Source organism: Rhizobium rhododendri (assembly GCF_007000325.2).
In the GTDB taxonomy this organism is placed as follows: domain Bacteria; phylum Pseudomonadota; class Alphaproteobacteria; order Rhizobiales; family Rhizobiaceae; genus Rhizobium; species Rhizobium rhododendri.
Genome location: NZ_CP117267.1, coordinates 323,874 through 338,464, shown reverse-complemented (window position 1 = coordinate 338,464; position 14,591 = coordinate 323,874). Strand labels below are relative to the sequence as shown.

The following is a 14,591-nucleotide window of genomic DNA, read 5'->3' as shown; positions in this document are numbered from 1 at the left end:
TTTCTTCTATAAAACGGACCCTGATGAACCAGGGCGCGGAAAACGGCAGGTTATCTGCGAAAGACCTTCGCTCCCAACAAGTTGCAGTCTAAAGATGCTTTGCGGCTCTTGTGAAACAAATTTCGCTACTTGATCGTTACGGTTTTCAAGTGACTAACCTGAACGCCATGTCTGCGATTATAGTAATAACGCGCGGCATCGGCTAAAAATCGTCCGCTTTTCTATCTGAGGCGAGACGGGAAATATACAATCTGATAGTGTACTTGGCCAGGGAGTGGCCGCACGGGAGTGGGGAACGTTTTGTTTAAGATTGCCAAAGCCAATCTTGCGGCGCCTTTCATCGAGGGATCCCGTGGCGTCGAGGAAGACCATGAACTTCTAAGCCAGTTTTGCGTGTCCGAGCGCTGGATCGGCGATCTCGCCAGCGGTGTGATCAAGCTCGGCAGCCTCAGCACGATACTGCACGGCCTGCACGTGACGGAATGCGGCCTGCTGAACCTGATGCGCTGCTATGACAGCCGCGACCATTCGCGCATTCTCGAACTTTTCGAACAGGCAGCAACCTCGTCCTCCTCGTTCTGTTTCTCCACAACCGTGCTTGCCGAAGGTGGACAACGTCAGCCGGTTTTCTGCATCGGCGAGTCCATCGGCACCGAGGAACGTTACTCCGGCAGCATGGTCGGCGTGTTCCTGTTCCCACGGTTCAAGATCGGCGCATCCGAAAGCACAGGCAGCCGCCAGTAAAGTGCGGCGGAACCAGCGCAACAGTGCCGGCTCCGCAAGTTCCACCAATCCAGGTATCAGTCACGCTTCGGGATTTCGAGGCCCTTCTGACTGGCCGGACGTGCCGTGGCGCGCGCTACCCAATCCATGACCAGCGGGAAGTCGGCAAGGCCCAGCACATCCTTGCCGCCGTAGAAGACGTCGACGCCACGCACCCACGGGAAGCAGGCGATATCGGCGATGGTATAGAGATCGCCCATCAGCCACTGCTGACCCTTCAGGCGTTCTTCCAGAACCCCCAGCAAGCGCTTCGTCTCGTCGCGATAACGCTCTACCGGGTAAATGTTGTTGGCGACCTTATCGGCGGCATATTTGAAGAAGTGGCCGAACTGCCCGAACATCGGGCCGATGCCGCCCATCTGGAAAAACACCCACTGCAGAACTTCATAGCGGCCGGCAGCATCTGTCGGCATGAGCTTGCCGGTCTTTTCGGCGAGGTAGACCAGCATCGCACCGGACTCGAACAGACCAATAGGCCTGCCGTCGGGTCCATCCGGATCGATCATCGCCGGAATGCGTCCGTTGGGGTTGAGCGACAGGAATTCAGGCGTCTTCTGGTCGTTGGTCCCGAACGAGACAAGATGCGCCTCGTAAGGCAGCTCCAATTCCTCCAGCGCGATGGAAATCTTCACGCCATTCGGCGTCGGCAGGGAATAGAGCTGGATGATATCGGGATTGTTCGCCGGCCAGCGGCGGGTGATCGGGAAGGAGGACAGATCTGCCATGGAAATTGCCTTTTTGGATATGTCTGACGGGAAACGATATCATAACCTGACGGCGCGGTTTGCAAAGTCAACAAGCGCTCATCGCGTTCACTATTTGCGAACGAAGCGTCTTTGATCGTTCATCTTTTCAACGGGCGTAAAATAGCGAATAAGAACTCCAGAGATTGCCGCGATCGGCAATGCACATCCGGAGGGTCCGATGTCCAATACTAACAACATCATCATTCTCGTTGCCCGCGTCCTGCTGGCATTCATGTTCATCTTCGCCGGCTTCGGCAAGCTGACCGACCCGGCGGGCACCGCCGGAATGATCGCCGGCGCCGGCATGCCGGGCGCGACGCTGCTGACCTACGTTGCCGGCCTGTTCGAACTCGTCACCGGCCTCTGCGTCCTCGTCGGCTTCCAGGTGCGCATCGTCGGTTGGGCAATCGCTGCATTCTGCATCTTCACCGCAGTGGTCTTCCACCTCCCGACCGTCAACGTTCCGGGCTTTCCGGACGCGGCACTGGGCTGGATCAACGCGCTCAACCAGATCATGGTCATGAAGAACTTTACGCTTGCCGGCGCCTACATCTTCCTCGCCACAGTCGGTCCCGGCGCCTACTCGCTCGACGCTCGCCGCGGCTCCTACGCCCTCGCAGCCTGATAGCCCTAAATCATCGCGATGCAGAAAGGCCCACCGTGTCCGCACGGTGGGCCTTTCTGTTTTTGGGATGCTGCTTATTCCGGCAGTGCTGCTTTGACTGCGGCGACGATACGGGCAATCAGCGGGTCATTGTTGTGGCTGTCCTTCCGGGCCCTGACAAAACAGGCCTGCGAGCGCAGGATGATGCCATCAGACAGAACCTTCAGGTGGTTTGCCACCAGCGTCGAACCCGTCGAGGTGATGTCGACGATAATGTCTGCCGAGCCCGAGGCTGGCGCGCCCTCTGTGGCGCCGAGGCTTTCGACGATGCGGTAGAGCTGGATGCCGTGCTGGCTGGAGAAGAACTGCTGTGTCAGCCGGGCATACTTCGTGGCGATCGTCAGGCGGCGGCCACGGCGGCTGCGGAAATCGGCAGCGACATCGCCGAGATCCGCCATGGTATCGACATCGAGCCAGATTTCCGGCACGGCGACCACGACATCGGCCCGCCCGAAGCCGAGCCGGGCGCAAAACTCGACGCGCTTGTCGGCTTCCGCCAGACCCTCGCGAATGAGATCCTCGCCAGTGACGCCGAAATCGACGCTGCCGTTGCCGATCTCGCGGGAGATTTCGGATGCCGAGAGAAAGGCGATCTCGACGCCGTCCCAACCTTCGACACGGCCGCGATAGGAACGGTCGTTGCCGACGGCGACGATGGGCATGCCGGCGCGGGCGAAAATGTCGGACGCGTCATCTTTCATGCGACCCTTGGAGGGCAAGGCAATGGTGACGGTCATGCCGGCGCCCTCTCACTCTCGATGCGATCGAGCCAGAGCGCGAAGCCGACAGCAGGAATGCGGTTCTGGGCGCCGAGCAGCGCCATCAGCCGGTCGAAGCGACCACCGCCGGCGAGCACCGCAGGCGATCCCTCGGCTGCGATCTCGAAGACCAGCCCGGTGTAGTAATCCAGCGGCCGTCCGAATGCGGCGCGGTATTCGATGGTGGTGAGATCGACGCCGGCATTGGCAAGCGCCGCAACCCGGCCGTCGAACCGCGACAGCGCATTGCCGAGCCGCAGGCCTGCCGCATCGGCAAAGCCGGCAAGTGCAGCAGACGCGTTAAACAATGGCACGTTCAGCGACAGGAACTCCTCAAGCACGCCATAGGCGGCATCGTCGAGCCTCGTTTCCGAGAGCATCAGCTTTTCCTTCAGCCGACGGGCAATGTCCTGCGGCGAGCGGCTGGCATTGGTCGAATATCCGGTTTTCTGCATGGTACCGTCGATGTGGGCAACAAGAGCTGCCTCGTCATCCTCTGCCACCAGCCGGGCAACGTCGTCGTCGAGATCTGTGACGAATTGCGGGCTGACCAGCCGGGCAAGCAGCGCCTGCAACTGCGCGGTATCGCCGAAGGCATGGATCAGCCGCTTCTGCCAGCCGAGCGGCAGGCCGAGCGCCTGCACGACTGCCTCGAACACAGCCTGATCGCCGAGCGTCACCTTGAGGCGACGGCCGGGCAACAGGCGGGTGAGGATGCCGGTGGCATCGCCGATGGCACGCGCGTCGGCACTCGATATATTGATATCGCCGAGATCTTCGATGCCGGCTTGGTAGAATTCGTGGCTCCCCTCACGGCGCTGGCGGAAGACCTCGCCCAGATAGGAGTAGCGTTTCGGCGTGCCCGTCGCCGTTTCGATGTGGCGCAGGCAGACGGGAATGGTGAACTCCGGGCGCAGGCAGAGGCTTTCGCCCGTTTCGCTTTCGGTCATGAAGATACGGCGGCGCAGATCCTCGCCGGCCATGTCGAGGAACGGCTCGGCGGGCTGGATGACCGGGGTGTCGATGCGGCTGGTGCGACGGGCCTCAAATTCGGCCAGCAATTCGGGCGCAAAGGTCGGGAGGTCGATCAGCGGCATAAGGCGATCTCCCCTCGAACGCTTGCCCGCGTCATGCCTGCCGCCCCTGCATCGCCCGCTTGCGGTCCTCCGCCTGAGCTGCCAGCATCGCTTGCACCTTGGCGACGATCTCGGCTTCCGGCACGATCTCCTGCGCCACCCGCGCCTCGCGCCAGGATGCGTTGTCCTCGATCTCGCCGGAAAGGCGCTTGCCCTCGATCAGGTCCTTGATCTGCACCACGCCCTCGGCCCGCTCGTTACCGCCCTGGATGATGGCGAGCGAGCAACCGCGACGGTCCGCATATTTCAGCTGGTCGCCGATCTTCTTTTTGGCGCTGCCCTGGTACATTTCGGCACGGATCCCGGCGCCGCGAAGCGCCTGCGTCAGCTTCTGGTAGCCTCCCAGAGACTCGATATCACTGTCCATGACGGTGACGAGGACAGGTGCCAGCACCTCGTCCTGACCGAGCTTTCCGAGGTTCTTCAGCGCCGTCATCAGACGCGAAACGCCGATGGAGAAGCCTGTGGCCGGCACCGGCTGGCCCATGAAACGCGACACAAGCCCATCGTAACGACCGCCACCGCCAACCGAGCCGAAAACGACCTTTTCGCCCTTTTCATTGGTGACGTCGAAGGTCAGTTCGGCCTCGTAGACCGGGCCAGTGTAGTATTCGAGGCCACGGACGACGGAGGGGTCGATGCGGATGCGCTTGGTGCCGTAGCCGGCTGAGCGCACCACATCGCTGATGATCTTGAGTTCCTTGAAACCCTCATGAGCGGGATGGTCCGCCCCAAAAAGCTTAAGGTAGTTCTCTAGCTTGCTAGAACTGCTGGGGTAGATTGTGATCCCATTTTCATTAATGAATTGATCATCGTCAGCGGTCGCTGCATCTTGGAGCGCCTCAGCAGCGGGCGCGTGTTCTGCAAATCCTGAGTAGAAGAGTTCGAGAGAGTTTATTTGTTTCTCATCGAGCCCCGCACCCTTGGTGAAATCGCCGGACTCATCTTTACGACCGGCGCCAAGCAGCAACCGAACGCCGTCACTGCCGAACTTATCAAGCTTGTCGATGGCACGCAGCACATTCAGCCGCCGCGCGGCATTCTCCTCGCCACCGAGACCAATGGCCTCCATGACCCCATCTAGAACCTTGCGGTTGTTCACCCGGATCACGTAGTCACCGCGCTTGATGCCAAGCGCTTCCAGCGTGTCGGCCATCATCATGCACATTTCGGCATCGGACTGGACGCCGGGTGCGCCGACGCTGTCGGCGTCGAACTGCATGAACTGGCGGAAGCGGCCGGGGCCGGGCTTTTCGTTGCGGAAAACGTAGCCCTGGCGATAGGTGCGGTAGGGCAGCTGGATCTCGTTGAAATTCTCGGCGACATGGCGGGCGAGCGGCGCGGTCAGGTCGTAGCGCAGGCTCATCCACTGCTCGTCGTCATCCTGCAACGAGAACACGCCTTCGTTCGGACGGTCGCTGTCGGGCAGGAACTTGCCGAGCGCATCCGTATACTCGAACTGCGGCGTCTCGATCGGGTCGAAACCGTATCGCTCGTAGACCTCGCGGATTTTTGCGACCATCTCGTTGGTGGCATGGATATCGGAAGCAGTGCGATCACCAAAGCCGCGCGGTAGGCGGGCTCTCAGCTTCTGGGGCTTCTTCGGCTTGTCGTTCATGGCGCTGCATTCCGGTCCTGTGACAGTGGCGGTTTCCTAGCGGATCGGGCCGATTGCGGCAAGGGTTGCAACGGCAATTCGGCGGCTGGCGGTTGCCGGGGAAAAATGCCACCCTCGCCGATATCTTTCCGGGAAGGCCGACATCGATGCTCCAGCAAACCGCCACGCCGCCACCCGCAAAATCCGTCATCCTGGTTTTGGCCGCATCCTCGCCCGACGCTTCCTGCCGATGATTGCCGAAACGCTCCAGCAACTCGCCACCCTACCCCTCACCGGCAAGCCGTTTCGACGGTTCGTCCGCTCTTCCGTCAGCCTGTGGTCGCGGGCCGGACGCTGCCGACAGGCCTGGGCAGAGCACGAGCGGCACAGCCAGAAGGCCGTGCTCGATGCGATGGCCGACCTCACCCAGCGGCGCACCGCCGTGGTGCTCGGTTCAGGACTGCTGCGTGATGTACCCATTGTCGAGTTGGCCCAGGCTTTCGATAGGGTCGTGCTGGTCGATCTCGTGCATCTGGCATCGGTGCGACTCTGGTTGAAGGCCCGGCGCCTCGGCAACGTCCGTCTGATCGAGCGCGACCTCTCAGGCTATGACCAGCTCACCGCCGGGAAAGGCCTCGAACCGCTCGGCTTTTTGCGGCAGGTTCCCTACCTCGACCTCGTCGTGTCAGCCAATCTCCTGTCGCAGATCGGCCGCGGCGTCCAGCGGCGACTATCCGACGACCGCAAAGGCATTATGCCGGCGGATGCGGCGGCACGCCTCGTCGGCGCACATCTTGCCGACCTCGCCGTCCTGCCCTGTCGCAGCTGCCTTGTCACCGATATCGCCTACGCCGTCATCGACCGGACAGGCAAGATCCACGAGCAGGCAGACCTGCTGCTCGGCATCGCACCGCCCGAGGCCATCGAGCGCTGGACATGGCCGGTGGCGCCGCTCGGCGAGGAAAGCCGGGACTACCAGATCGTCCATCAGGTGATCGCCGCCCGCCTGTCGCGCCGATAGCGCAGAATCCAAGTTTTATTGTAGCACTTTTATTATCGACAAATATTCACTTCGGGGGTATTCTTGCGATGAAAATTACGTGGGACGAGCGCAAGCGCGAGAAGAACGTCGAAAAGCATGATCTCGATTTCGGCGACCTGGAATTGGAGTTTTTCACCGAGGCGATGATCCTCAATGCCCGAAACGGACGACTGAAGGCGATCGGCCTTTTGGCCAACGACATGGTTGCCGTCATATTCGCGAGATTGGGGCATCAAGGAATATCGCTGATTTCGCTCAGGCCGGCCAGTCGCAAGGAAAGGAGCCTTTATGACCAATATCGATCAAGGACGCCGTATCCTCACTGACGCTGAAGAACGACGAATACAAAGAGGGATTGCCGAGGATCCGGAAAATCCCGAATGGACCGAAGAAGACTTCAAGAACGCCCGGCCGTTTGCCGACGTTTTTCCGGATCTGGCGGAAAGCATTCGCCGGGCCCGTGGGCGACCGGCGGTCGAGGCGCCGAAGCGGCAAATCTCGCTGCGGCTCGATCCCGATGTCATCGATGCCTTCAAGGCCACCGGCAAGGGCTGGCAGAGCCGTATCAACGAGGCGTTGCGCAAGGCGGCCAAAATCTGAACAGTCTGATTTCACGCGAATTTCGACCCATCCCGAACGAGGAATTCCATGCTCACGAAAACCATCTTCCTGGCCTCCGTACTCGCCTTTGCCTCCAGCACCGCCTTTGCCGAAGACATGTCAAAGATGGATATGAGCAAGCCGATGGGTGACCAGAGCCCGTCGAGCCAGGCCTTTGCGGCTGCCAACGCGAAAATGCACAAGGACATGGGCCTGACCTACAGCGGCAATGCCGACGCCGATTTCGTGCGCGGCATGATCCCCCATCATCAGGGCGCGATCGAGATGGCGAAGGTCGAACTGCAATACGGCAAGGATCCGGAACTTCGCAAACTGGCGAAAGGCGTCATTGAGGCCCAGCAGAAGGAGATCAAGGAGATGGAAGCGTGGCTGAAGGCGCACGACAAGTAAGACCGGCATCAGCGCAATCAAGCTTTCATCCCCTCCCGAGGCAGACCCATGACAGATCCCGCCGCCATCGAAACCCAGTACTGGACAGTCGATGTCGCCGGCTATCCAATCGATCTGCCCATCGTCCCGATCAAACCGGATTTTGGCATTTCGCTGATGATGGTGATCGATCTCGGCGTCAGGTTCGGCGCACATGTCGGGGAAAAACTGGCCGCCAAACTGGCGCCGCTGAAGCCGGATGTCATCGTCGGGGCAGCCACGCTCGGCATTCCGGTTGCAATCGAGGTCAGCCGGGCGCTGGGGCTTGATCGCTACGTCATCCTGCAGAAATCGCCGAAAATCCATCTTGGCGATGCGCTCGTGCAGACGATCACATCGATCACCTCCAAAGGCGAGCAGCGCCTGCTGCTCGACCGGCAGGCGGTTCCGTTGCTGGCCGGCAAGCGCGTCGTGGTGGTAGACGATGTCGTCGCATCCGGCTCCAGCCTGAAGGGCTCGATGGAACTGGTGCGCAAGGCGGGCGGCGAGGTCGTCGGTGTTGGCGTGATCCTGACCGAGGCCCGCGACTGGCAGAAGACGCTTGGCGCCGACAGCGCCCTGGTTCAAAGCCTCGCGCATATTCCGCAGTTTCGTCCGGGTCCGAATGGCTGGGAGCCGATTGCGGAAACATTCCTTTAGGAGAAAAGCCGCCCCGACAGAGCGGGACGGCTTCGTAGTCTACGCGATCAGGCCTTCGGGTCGAAAGGCTGGGGACGGCGAGCGGCGTTCTGGCGCGGCATCATCCAGCCCGGATACTCGGCATCGAGTGCGCTGATCTCGTCGAGCCTTGCCATATCTTCGGCATCAAGCCTGAGATCGACGGCGCTGAGGTTCTGGTCGAGTTGTTCGACCCGCTTGGCACCGATGATGACGCTGGTGACGAAAGGTTTTGCGAGGATCCAGGCAAGCGCCACTTCGGCAACGCTGGCATCGTGCTTGGCAGCGACTTCACGCATGGCGGCGACGCAGGCCCAGGCGCGGTCCTTATCGACTGGCGGGAAATCGAAGCTGGCGCGGCGACCTTCGCCGTTACCGGGTGCGCCCGGGCCGTACTTGCCGGATAGCAGCCCGCCGGCGAGCGGCGACCAGACCATCAGGCCCATTTTCTCTTCCGCCATCATCGGCACGATCTCACGCTCGATGTCGCGGCCGGCGATGGAGTAATAGGCCTGCACCGTCTCGAAGCGGGCAAAGCCGCGACGCTCGGAGATGCCGAGCGCTTTTTCGATGCGCCAGGCCTGCCAGTTCGATACGCCGATGTAGCGCACCAGACCGCCGGAGACGAGATCGTCGAAGGCACGCAGCGTCTCTTCGATCGGGGTCACCGAGTCGGTCGCGTGGATCTGGTAAAGATCGATATGATCGACCTGCAGCCGTTCGAGGCTGGCCTCGACGGAATCCATTATGTGGCCGCGCGAGGCGCCACGATCGTTGGGCTTTTCGCCCATGGGTCCGAAGACCTTGGTGGCGATAACCACGTCCTTGCGCGGCACTTCGAGGTTCTGCAGCGCCTGACCGAGGATCGTCTCGGAAACGCCGAAGGAATAGACGTCGGCGGTATCGATGAAGTTGACGCCGGCTGCGAGCGATTTTTCGACGATCTTGTCGGCTGCATCCTGGTCGACGTCGGCGATTGCACCCCAGGTGCTGCCGCCGCCGGCCTCGCCAAAGGTCATGGTACCCAGGCAGAGTTCGGAGACGAACATGCCGGTGTTGCCAAGCTGATTGTAGCGCATTTGAAATTCCTTTCGTTCGGCCGCAATTGGACACTCCGCAGACGTTTCGACGCTGCTGTCCACTCGCAAGCGGATCGCCTGCAGGCCTTGCCGCTACCCCAAGATAACGCGGGGAGCCCCGACTTCAACGATACGATGTACCGGTTTCACGCAGCCGTGATGTCTTCGAGGATGCTTGTCTCGCTTGCCGGAAGGGATAAAGTCTGCCCGAAGAACCGACGAGGAAGATGGCTATGACCGTGCGTCCGCTGACCACCATCGGCTTCGATGCCGACGATACGCTCTGGCAGAACGAACACTTCTACCAGCTGACCGAAAAGCATTTTACCGAATTGCTCGCCGACTACGCCGAGGGAGACAGGGTGTCGGAGCGGCTGCTTGCCGCCGAGCGCCGCAACCTTGCCCATTACGGGTTCGGCATCAAGGGTTTCACCCTGTCGATGATCGAGACGGCCATCGAGATCACCGAAGGCACTGTTCCGGCGAGGGTTGTCGCCGAGATCCTCGACATCGGTCGGGACCTGCTGTCGCACCCGGTGGAAACGCTGCCGCATGCGCGCGAAACCTTGGAAGCGCTGGCCGGACACTACCTGCTGGTGCTGATCACCAAGGGCGACCTGTTCGACCAGGAGCGCAAGCTGGCGCAATCCGGTCTTGGCGATTTCTTCGACGCCGTCGAGATCGTCTCGGACAAGACGGCGACCACCTATCGCCGGATCTTCGCAAAGGTCGGCGATGGGCCGGAGCGGGCGATGATGGTCGGCAACTCATTGAAATCGGACATCGTGCCGGCCATCGCTGCCGGCAGCTACGGTGTCTTCGTGCCGCACGCGCTGACCTGGGTCTACGAACATGTCGATGAACCGAAGGATGCACCGCGCTTCCACAAGATAGAGCATCTGGGCGAGCTCGGAGCGTTGATCGCAAAGCTGTCTGCCGCCTGAGGCCCCGGATTCTCTAGGGCCGGAACAGGGACGTTTTGTTGGCTGCGGGCGCCGGCGTGCCGGGTTTTGGCGGAAACAGGGAGGGCGCCTTGTCCGCATCGCCAGCCGGAGCCGATTGCTGCGGCAGGCCCGATGGCAGCGGCTCGATGAGGATGGAATAGGGTGCGCCGAGGCCCCGCCGCCGGGTGACGCGGGAATAGTACGGCTTGATGAACCAGGTCGTATCGGCACTGACGGTAACATCGGCGGTCATGCCGTCCTCATCGGTGCCAAAAAAGGCTTCGTCGGCGCTTGAGGTCAGGTCGAATATGGCCATGAAGGCATACTGGCTCTTCGACGCAAAAGTGATCTTCACATGCTGGCCGGCCTTGATCGGCAGGGTGTAGACCTTGCCTTTGCCGAATTTGGTCCAGCCGGTGAGCTTCTCGGTGACGGCGGGAAAGCCGAGCTTTTCAAGCTCCTCGCCTCGGTCCAACTCCGGCATCTGCAATTGCGGCGCCCTGGCATCCTCGGCGTGGGCCACGGGGCCAAGACCGGTTGCGGCGAGCCCAAGGCCGAGCGACAAGCAGAACCTTCTCACGGCCGCACCAGGTCGTTGCGCATCTTTTCCACACTGTCCCGGCAATAGCAGCCCTCGAGATGATCGTTGACCAGACCCATGGCCTGCATGAAGGCATAGATTGTCGTTGGGCCGACAAAAGTCCAGCCACGTTTCTTCAGGTCCTTGGATAAACGCACCGAGGTGGGCGTCGTCGGATTGGCCGAAAGGCTTGCGCGGTCGACAACTGCGGGTCGTTCGTCGGGCCTCGGCTCGTGGCTCCAGAAATAGCGGGCGAGCGACCCGAACTCCTCCTTCAGCTCGATGGCACGACGAGCGTTGTTGATCGTCGAGACGATCTTGCCGCGATGGCGGATGATGCCGGCATCGGCGACGCAACGCTCGATGTCGGCCTCTCCGAAGACGGCAACCCTGTGAAAATCGAACCCGGCAAAGGCGCTGCGAAAGTTGTCGCGCTTGCGCAGGATGGTCAGCCAGGACAGGCCGGACTGAAAACCCTCGAGGCAGATCTTCTCGAACAGCCTTATATCATCGGTGACGGGACGCCCCCACTCCTCGTCGTGATAGCGCAGATAGTCGGGCAGGTTTGCGTGCCAGAAACAGCGTTCCCGGCCGTCGTCGCCGATGATTAATCCTGTTGCAGTCATCAGGCTTCCCAATTCGTTCGGTGCTTTACCATTTGCAAACCGTCTTTCCAAACCGATGGTTAACCCTGACGAAAGGTTTACATGTCTGCCGGCGTTTTCATGAACCGCCGTTTACCATTCATGGGCAGGGCAATGTCACGATGTTTTCCGAACCGAGCGCCAGAACGCCCGATCTTCGGTCCATTGTAGAGAGTCCGTCCGATGATGAAACAGTCTATTTTGCTTGCGGCCGGCCTCGTCGCCGCCTTTGCCGCCCCTGCCCTCGCCACCGACCGTTACCAGATACGCCCGCCGGTCATCGTCAGCGCCGACCTCACGGCCCCGTGGGTGACGCAGCTCGGCGGCGCCTCCGTCCAGCCGGTTGTGTACCCCCGCCCGGTTCCGGTCCAGCCGCGCGGGCTATTCCAGCAGCGGGCTTCGCGTCCGCTGTTCGGCGGCAGACCCGTACAAACGGTTGCCAACGTGCGACCCGGCATGCCTGTCATCCGCTCGACACTCGACCCGCAGTATCTGCCGCAGATGGTGGACTACCAGACCAAGGAACGGCCGGGCACGATCGTCATCGATACCGACAACCGCTTCCTCTATCTGGTGACAGGCGGCGGCAAGGCCAGGCGCTACGGCGTCGGCGTCGGCAAGCCCGGCTTCGAATGGGCCGGCGCCCACACCATCACCCGCAAGGAAGAGTGGCCTGGCTGGACACCGCCTTCGGAAATGATTGCGCGCGAAGCTGCCAAGGGGCACTACCTGCCGGTCCACATGGAAGGCGGCACCGGCAACCCGCTCGGCGCCCGCGCCATGTATCTCGGATCGACGCTTTACCGCATCCACGGCACGAACGCGCCCTGGACCATCGGCAGCGCCGTTTCGTCCGGCTGTATCCGCCTGCGCAACGAGGATGTCAGCGATCTTTTCGACCGGGTGAAGGTCGGCACCCGCGTCATAGTGATGTAATTTTACCATGGGTGGCGACGAGCTGATCGGATGACGGCTCGACGCTACCCAAAAATGCCTCTGCTGATGCTGTAGATCTTGAAATTCTAATCGGTTTGATTAGCCTCTCGATCTTTGCACCAGAGGAACTCCAGGATGAAGCAAGTTATTCGGCTGATGGCCGCAACAGCGATTGCGCTGACGTCCATGATCGCTGTGACGACGGCCGCCCCGATGACGACGGCCAACGACGCGGTTCGCAATATCAAACCGAACCGGACCGTGCCTGCGGAATTCCACAAGCGTCTCGTCCGTCTCGTCACCAATGAGGCGCCCGGCACGATCATCGTCGATACCAACAACAAGTTCCTCTATCTCGTCGAAGGCAACAACCGCGCCACGCGCTACGGCATCGGCGTCGGTCGTGACGGCTTCGGCTGGTCGGGGATCGTCACGGTCGGCCGCAAGGCGGAATGGCCGGTCTGGACGCCACCGGCGGAAATGCGCGTGCGCGAAGCCCGGGAAGGCCATCCGCTGCCGGCCTCCGTGCCAGGCGGCGAAGCCAACCCGCTCGGCGCCCGCGCCATGTATCTCTACCAGAACGGCCACGACACGATTTTCCGCATCCACGGCACCAACCAGCCCTGGACCATCGGCCTCAACCTGTCGTCGGGTTGCATCCGCATGATGAACGCCGATGTCGCCGATCTCTACGACCACGTGCCCGTCGGCACCAAGGTCATCGTCGTCGGCCCCGGCAACAAGCAGGGCGAAGTCAGCTACAAGGATCACGGCATGGACGTGCTCCGCACCCTCTTCGGCGGCTTCGGCGGCTGATTGCCAACTGGCGCGGATTTAAGAGGGTTGGGCATTCGTGTCCGGCCCTCTCGCTGAAATGTCGGGTCATCGCTTTTGTCACAGATGACATCAGTTTCGTCGTACGGAAAACGGCGGTTTATTTTCCAAACCATACGTGTCCTCCGCCAATCGCCTTGCTTGGCACTCTCGATTCAATCGACCATGAGATCGTAGATCAGTTGACGGATCCAATGGTGGCCGGGGTGCCCATGGGTACGATCGTGCCATACCAGCTCCACTGTAAAATGTTCATATAGCCATGGAACGTCGATCATGGTCAGCAGGGGGAGCCGACGCTGCAGCAAGCGGCGCGGCACCAGCGCGACAAGGTCGCTGGCAGCGACGATCTCCGGGACGACAAGGAAAGACGCTGCCGAGGCGACGATCTTGCGTTGACGACCAAACGCCCCGAGCGTTGCATCAACAGGGGTTGTGAATGCGCCGCCGGACGGCGAAACGATCAGTTGCTCCAGCTCGGCAAACCCTTCGGCAGTAAGGCTGTTCCTGAGATGCGGATGGCCTTCTCGACCTATGAGGACGTAGGTTTCCTCGAACAGATGCCGCGTGCGCAGGTGCGGCTGGCTGCCATCGGGCGTGGCGATCGCCAGATCGACATTGCCATCCGAAAGCTGCTGGTCCAGTCTCGGCGGGTTTAGCCGATGCACGGCGATCCGTACGCCTGGGGCCTTCTCACGCAACGCCAATATGAGGGGAAGAACGACCGCCGCCTCGACATAATCGGTGCATGCGATGGAGACAACGAGTTCGGCACTCATGGGTGCGAAGCTCTTGTGACTATCAAGAGTGCTGCGCAGCTGTTCCAGCGCCGCGCGCAATGGCTCCAGCAATTCGAACGCCTTCGCGGTCGGGATCATTCCACGATGTCCCGGAACGAGCAACGGATCATCGAAGACATCGCGGAGGCGGTTCAGCTGCGCGCTGAGCGCTGGCTGACTTAAATTCAGCCTTTTCGCAGCCTTCGTGACATTTCGCTCGATCAGCAAAGCTTCCAGGCTGACGAGCAGGTTGAGATCCATACGCTTGATATCCATCAGATGGATTGTAACCCAGAATTAAATCGATTTCACAAATACCATGCCGCCTGCCATGCCATGGGCTTCTATTGACGCCATATGCA

At 61.0% G+C, this 14,591-nt stretch carries 18 protein-coding genes; 10 read left to right on the top strand and 8 right to left on the bottom strand.

Annotated features, from left to right (window positions below; all coding sequences use genetic code 11):
* The first annotated feature begins 300 nt into the window (after positions 1-300).
* The gene (locus PR018_RS01675; protein WP_202617130.1) at positions 301-744 is read left to right on the top strand and encodes a hypothetical protein; all 444 of its coding nucleotides are present in this window, start codon (positions 301-303) and stop codon (positions 742-744) included.
* 56 nt (positions 745-800) lie between these two features.
* On the opposite strand, the gene PR018_RS01670 is transcribed toward PR018_RS01675, so the two are convergent.
* Positions 801-1,508, bottom strand: coding sequence for a glutathione binding-like protein (locus PR018_RS01670; RefSeq protein ID WP_142824102.1), 708 nt, complete (start codon positions 1,506-1,508; stop codon positions 801-803).
* 199 nt (positions 1,509-1,707) lie between these two features.
* Between PR018_RS01670 and PR018_RS01665 the strand changes: the two genes are divergently transcribed.
* Positions 1,708-2,154 carry a DoxX family protein gene (locus PR018_RS01665; protein WP_111217566.1) on the top strand — a complete coding sequence of 149 codons (447 nt, stop codon included), beginning with the start codon at positions 1,708-1,710 and terminating at the stop codon, positions 2,152-2,154.
* Positions 2,155-2,228: 74 nt separating this feature from the next.
* Here PR018_RS01665 and hisG read toward each other — a convergent pair whose 3' ends face one another.
* The 3 genes from hisG to hisS are packed head-to-tail and all read right to left on the bottom strand — an operon-like array spanning position 2,229 to position 5,705.
* Positions 2,229-2,930: an ATP phosphoribosyltransferase gene (gene hisG, locus PR018_RS01660; protein WP_142824101.1), complete on the bottom strand. Its 702-nt coding sequence runs from the start codon at positions 2,928-2,930 to the stop codon at positions 2,229-2,231.
* Positions 2,927-4,048, bottom strand: coding sequence for an ATP phosphoribosyltransferase regulatory subunit (locus tag PR018_RS01655; protein WP_142824100.1), 1,122 nt, complete (start codon positions 4,046-4,048; stop codon positions 2,927-2,929). Before PR018_RS01655 ends, hisG begins: the two co-directional genes overlap by 4 nt.
* 31 nt (positions 4,049-4,079) lie before the next feature.
* On the bottom strand, positions 4,080-5,705 hold the full coding sequence (hisS, locus tag PR018_RS01650; protein WP_142824099.1) for a histidine--tRNA ligase: 1,626 nt from the start codon (positions 5,703-5,705) through the stop codon (positions 4,080-4,082).
* Positions 5,706-5,934: 229 nt separating this feature from the next.
* Here hisS and PR018_RS01645 point away from each other — a divergent pair, with 229 nt between their 5' ends.
* The 5 genes from PR018_RS01645 to PR018_RS01625 are packed head-to-tail and all read left to right on the top strand — an operon-like array spanning position 5,935 to position 8,415.
* Entirely contained in the window at positions 5,935-6,705 is a 771-nt protein-coding gene (locus PR018_RS01645) for a hypothetical protein (RefSeq protein WP_142824098.1), read from the top strand.
* The gene (locus tag PR018_RS28365) at positions 6,621-7,052 is read left to right on the top strand and encodes a BrnT family toxin (protein WP_307877636.1); all 432 of its coding nucleotides are present in this window, start codon (positions 6,621-6,623) and stop codon (positions 7,050-7,052) included. Before PR018_RS01645 ends, PR018_RS28365 begins: the two co-directional genes overlap by 85 nt.
* A complete protein-coding gene (locus PR018_RS01635) occupies positions 7,015-7,326 on the top strand; it encodes a BrnA antitoxin family protein (protein WP_142824097.1) in 312 nt (103 codons plus the stop codon). Before PR018_RS28365 ends, PR018_RS01635 begins: the two co-directional genes overlap by 38 nt.
* A gap of 48 nt (positions 7,327-7,374) precedes the next feature.
* A complete protein-coding gene (gene copM / locus PR018_RS01630) occupies positions 7,375-7,737 on the top strand; it encodes a CopM family metallochaperone (RefSeq protein WP_142824096.1) in 363 nt (120 codons plus the stop codon).
* A gap of 48 nt (positions 7,738-7,785) precedes the next feature.
* Positions 7,786-8,415: a phosphoribosyltransferase family protein gene (locus tag PR018_RS01625; protein WP_142824095.1), complete on the top strand. Its 630-nt coding sequence runs from the start codon at positions 7,786-7,788 to the stop codon at positions 8,413-8,415.
* A gap of 47 nt (positions 8,416-8,462) precedes the next feature.
* Here PR018_RS01625 and PR018_RS01620 read toward each other — a convergent pair whose 3' ends face one another.
* Complete coding sequence (locus PR018_RS01620) at positions 8,463-9,512, bottom strand: aldo/keto reductase (RefSeq protein ID WP_142824094.1); 1,050 nt, start codon at positions 9,510-9,512, stop codon at positions 8,463-8,465.
* Between the two features lie 233 nt (positions 9,513-9,745).
* On the opposite strand from PR018_RS01620, the gene PR018_RS01615 reads away from it, so the two are divergent.
* The gene (locus tag PR018_RS01615; protein ID WP_142829230.1) at positions 9,746-10,456 is read left to right on the top strand and encodes an HAD family hydrolase; all 711 of its coding nucleotides are present in this window, start codon (positions 9,746-9,748) and stop codon (positions 10,454-10,456) included.
* Positions 10,457-10,469: 13 nt separating this feature from the next.
* On the opposite strand, the gene PR018_RS01610 is transcribed toward PR018_RS01615, so the two are convergent.
* Together PR018_RS01610 and PR018_RS01605 are read right to left on the bottom strand one after the other, a co-directional pair.
* Positions 10,470-10,940, bottom strand: a complete 471-nt coding sequence (locus PR018_RS01610) for a hypothetical protein (RefSeq protein ID WP_142829242.1) — start codon at positions 10,938-10,940, stop codon at positions 10,470-10,472.
* 92 nt (positions 10,941-11,032) lie between these two features.
* On the bottom strand, positions 11,033-11,662 hold the full coding sequence (locus tag PR018_RS01605; protein WP_142824092.1) for a DNA-3-methyladenine glycosylase I: 630 nt from the start codon (positions 11,660-11,662) through the stop codon (positions 11,033-11,035).
* A gap of 201 nt (positions 11,663-11,863) precedes the next feature.
* On the opposite strand from PR018_RS01605, the gene PR018_RS01600 reads away from it, so the two are divergent.
* Together PR018_RS01600 and PR018_RS01595 are read left to right on the top strand one after the other, a co-directional pair.
* Positions 11,864-12,616, top strand: coding sequence for a L,D-transpeptidase (locus PR018_RS01600; protein WP_142824091.1), 753 nt, complete (start codon positions 11,864-11,866; stop codon positions 12,614-12,616).
* A gap of 135 nt (positions 12,617-12,751) precedes the next feature.
* On the top strand, positions 12,752-13,432 hold the full coding sequence (locus PR018_RS01595; RefSeq protein WP_142824090.1) for a L,D-transpeptidase: 681 nt from the start codon (positions 12,752-12,754) through the stop codon (positions 13,430-13,432).
* 173 nt (positions 13,433-13,605) lie between these two features.
* On the opposite strand, the gene PR018_RS01590 is transcribed toward PR018_RS01595, so the two are convergent.
* Positions 13,606-14,505 (bottom strand): LysR family transcriptional regulator, encoded by a 900-nt coding sequence (locus PR018_RS01590; RefSeq protein WP_142824089.1) that lies wholly within the window; start codon positions 14,503-14,505, stop codon positions 13,606-13,608.
* Between the last annotated feature and the right edge of the window lie 86 nt (positions 14,506-14,591).

Excerpts from the sequence above, each read along its gene's own strand:
- PR018_RS01670 (WP_142824102.1), bottom strand. The coding sequence starts at position 1,508 with ATGGCAGATCTGTCCTCCTTCCCGATCACCCGCCGCTGGCCGGCGAAC.
- PR018_RS01665 (WP_111217566.1), top strand. The coding sequence starts at position 1,708 with ATGTCCAATACTAACAACATCATCATTCTCGTTGCCCGCGTCCTGCTG.
- hisG (WP_142824101.1), bottom strand. The coding sequence starts at position 2,930 with ATGACCGTCACCATTGCCTTGCCCTCCAAGGGTCGCATGAAAGATGAC.
- PR018_RS01655 (WP_142824100.1), bottom strand. The coding sequence starts at position 4,048 with ATGCCGCTGATCGACCTCCCGACCTTTGCGCCCGAATTGCTGGCCGAA.
- hisS (WP_142824099.1), bottom strand. The coding sequence starts at position 5,705 with ATGAACGACAAGCCGAAGAAGCCCCAGAAGCTGAGAGCCCGCCTACCG.
- PR018_RS01645 (WP_142824098.1), top strand. The coding sequence starts at position 5,935 with ATGATTGCCGAAACGCTCCAGCAACTCGCCACCCTACCCCTCACCGGC.
- PR018_RS28365 (WP_307877636.1), top strand. The coding sequence starts at position 6,621 with ATGGCCGGTGGCGCCGCTCGGCGAGGAAAGCCGGGACTACCAGATCGT.
- PR018_RS01635 (WP_142824097.1), top strand. The coding sequence starts at position 7,015 with ATGACCAATATCGATCAAGGACGCCGTATCCTCACTGACGCTGAAGAA.
- copM (WP_142824096.1), top strand. The coding sequence starts at position 7,375 with ATGCTCACGAAAACCATCTTCCTGGCCTCCGTACTCGCCTTTGCCTCC.
- PR018_RS01625 (WP_142824095.1), top strand. The coding sequence starts at position 7,786 with ATGACAGATCCCGCCGCCATCGAAACCCAGTACTGGACAGTCGATGTC.
- PR018_RS01620 (WP_142824094.1), bottom strand. The coding sequence starts at position 9,512 with ATGCGCTACAATCAGCTTGGCAACACCGGCATGTTCGTCTCCGAACTC.
- PR018_RS01615 (WP_142829230.1), top strand. The coding sequence starts at position 9,746 with ATGACCGTGCGTCCGCTGACCACCATCGGCTTCGATGCCGACGATACG.
- PR018_RS01610 (WP_142829242.1), bottom strand. The coding sequence starts at position 10,940 with ATGCCGGAGTTGGACCGAGGCGAGGAGCTTGAAAAGCTCGGCTTTCCC.
- PR018_RS01605 (WP_142824092.1), bottom strand. The coding sequence starts at position 11,662 with ATGACTGCAACAGGATTAATCATCGGCGACGACGGCCGGGAACGCTGT.
- PR018_RS01600 (WP_142824091.1), top strand. The coding sequence starts at position 11,864 with ATGATGAAACAGTCTATTTTGCTTGCGGCCGGCCTCGTCGCCGCCTTT.
- PR018_RS01595 (WP_142824090.1), top strand. The coding sequence starts at position 12,752 with ATGAAGCAAGTTATTCGGCTGATGGCCGCAACAGCGATTGCGCTGACG.
- PR018_RS01590 (WP_142824089.1), bottom strand. The coding sequence starts at position 14,505 with ATGGATATCAAGCGTATGGATCTCAACCTGCTCGTCAGCCTGGAAGCT.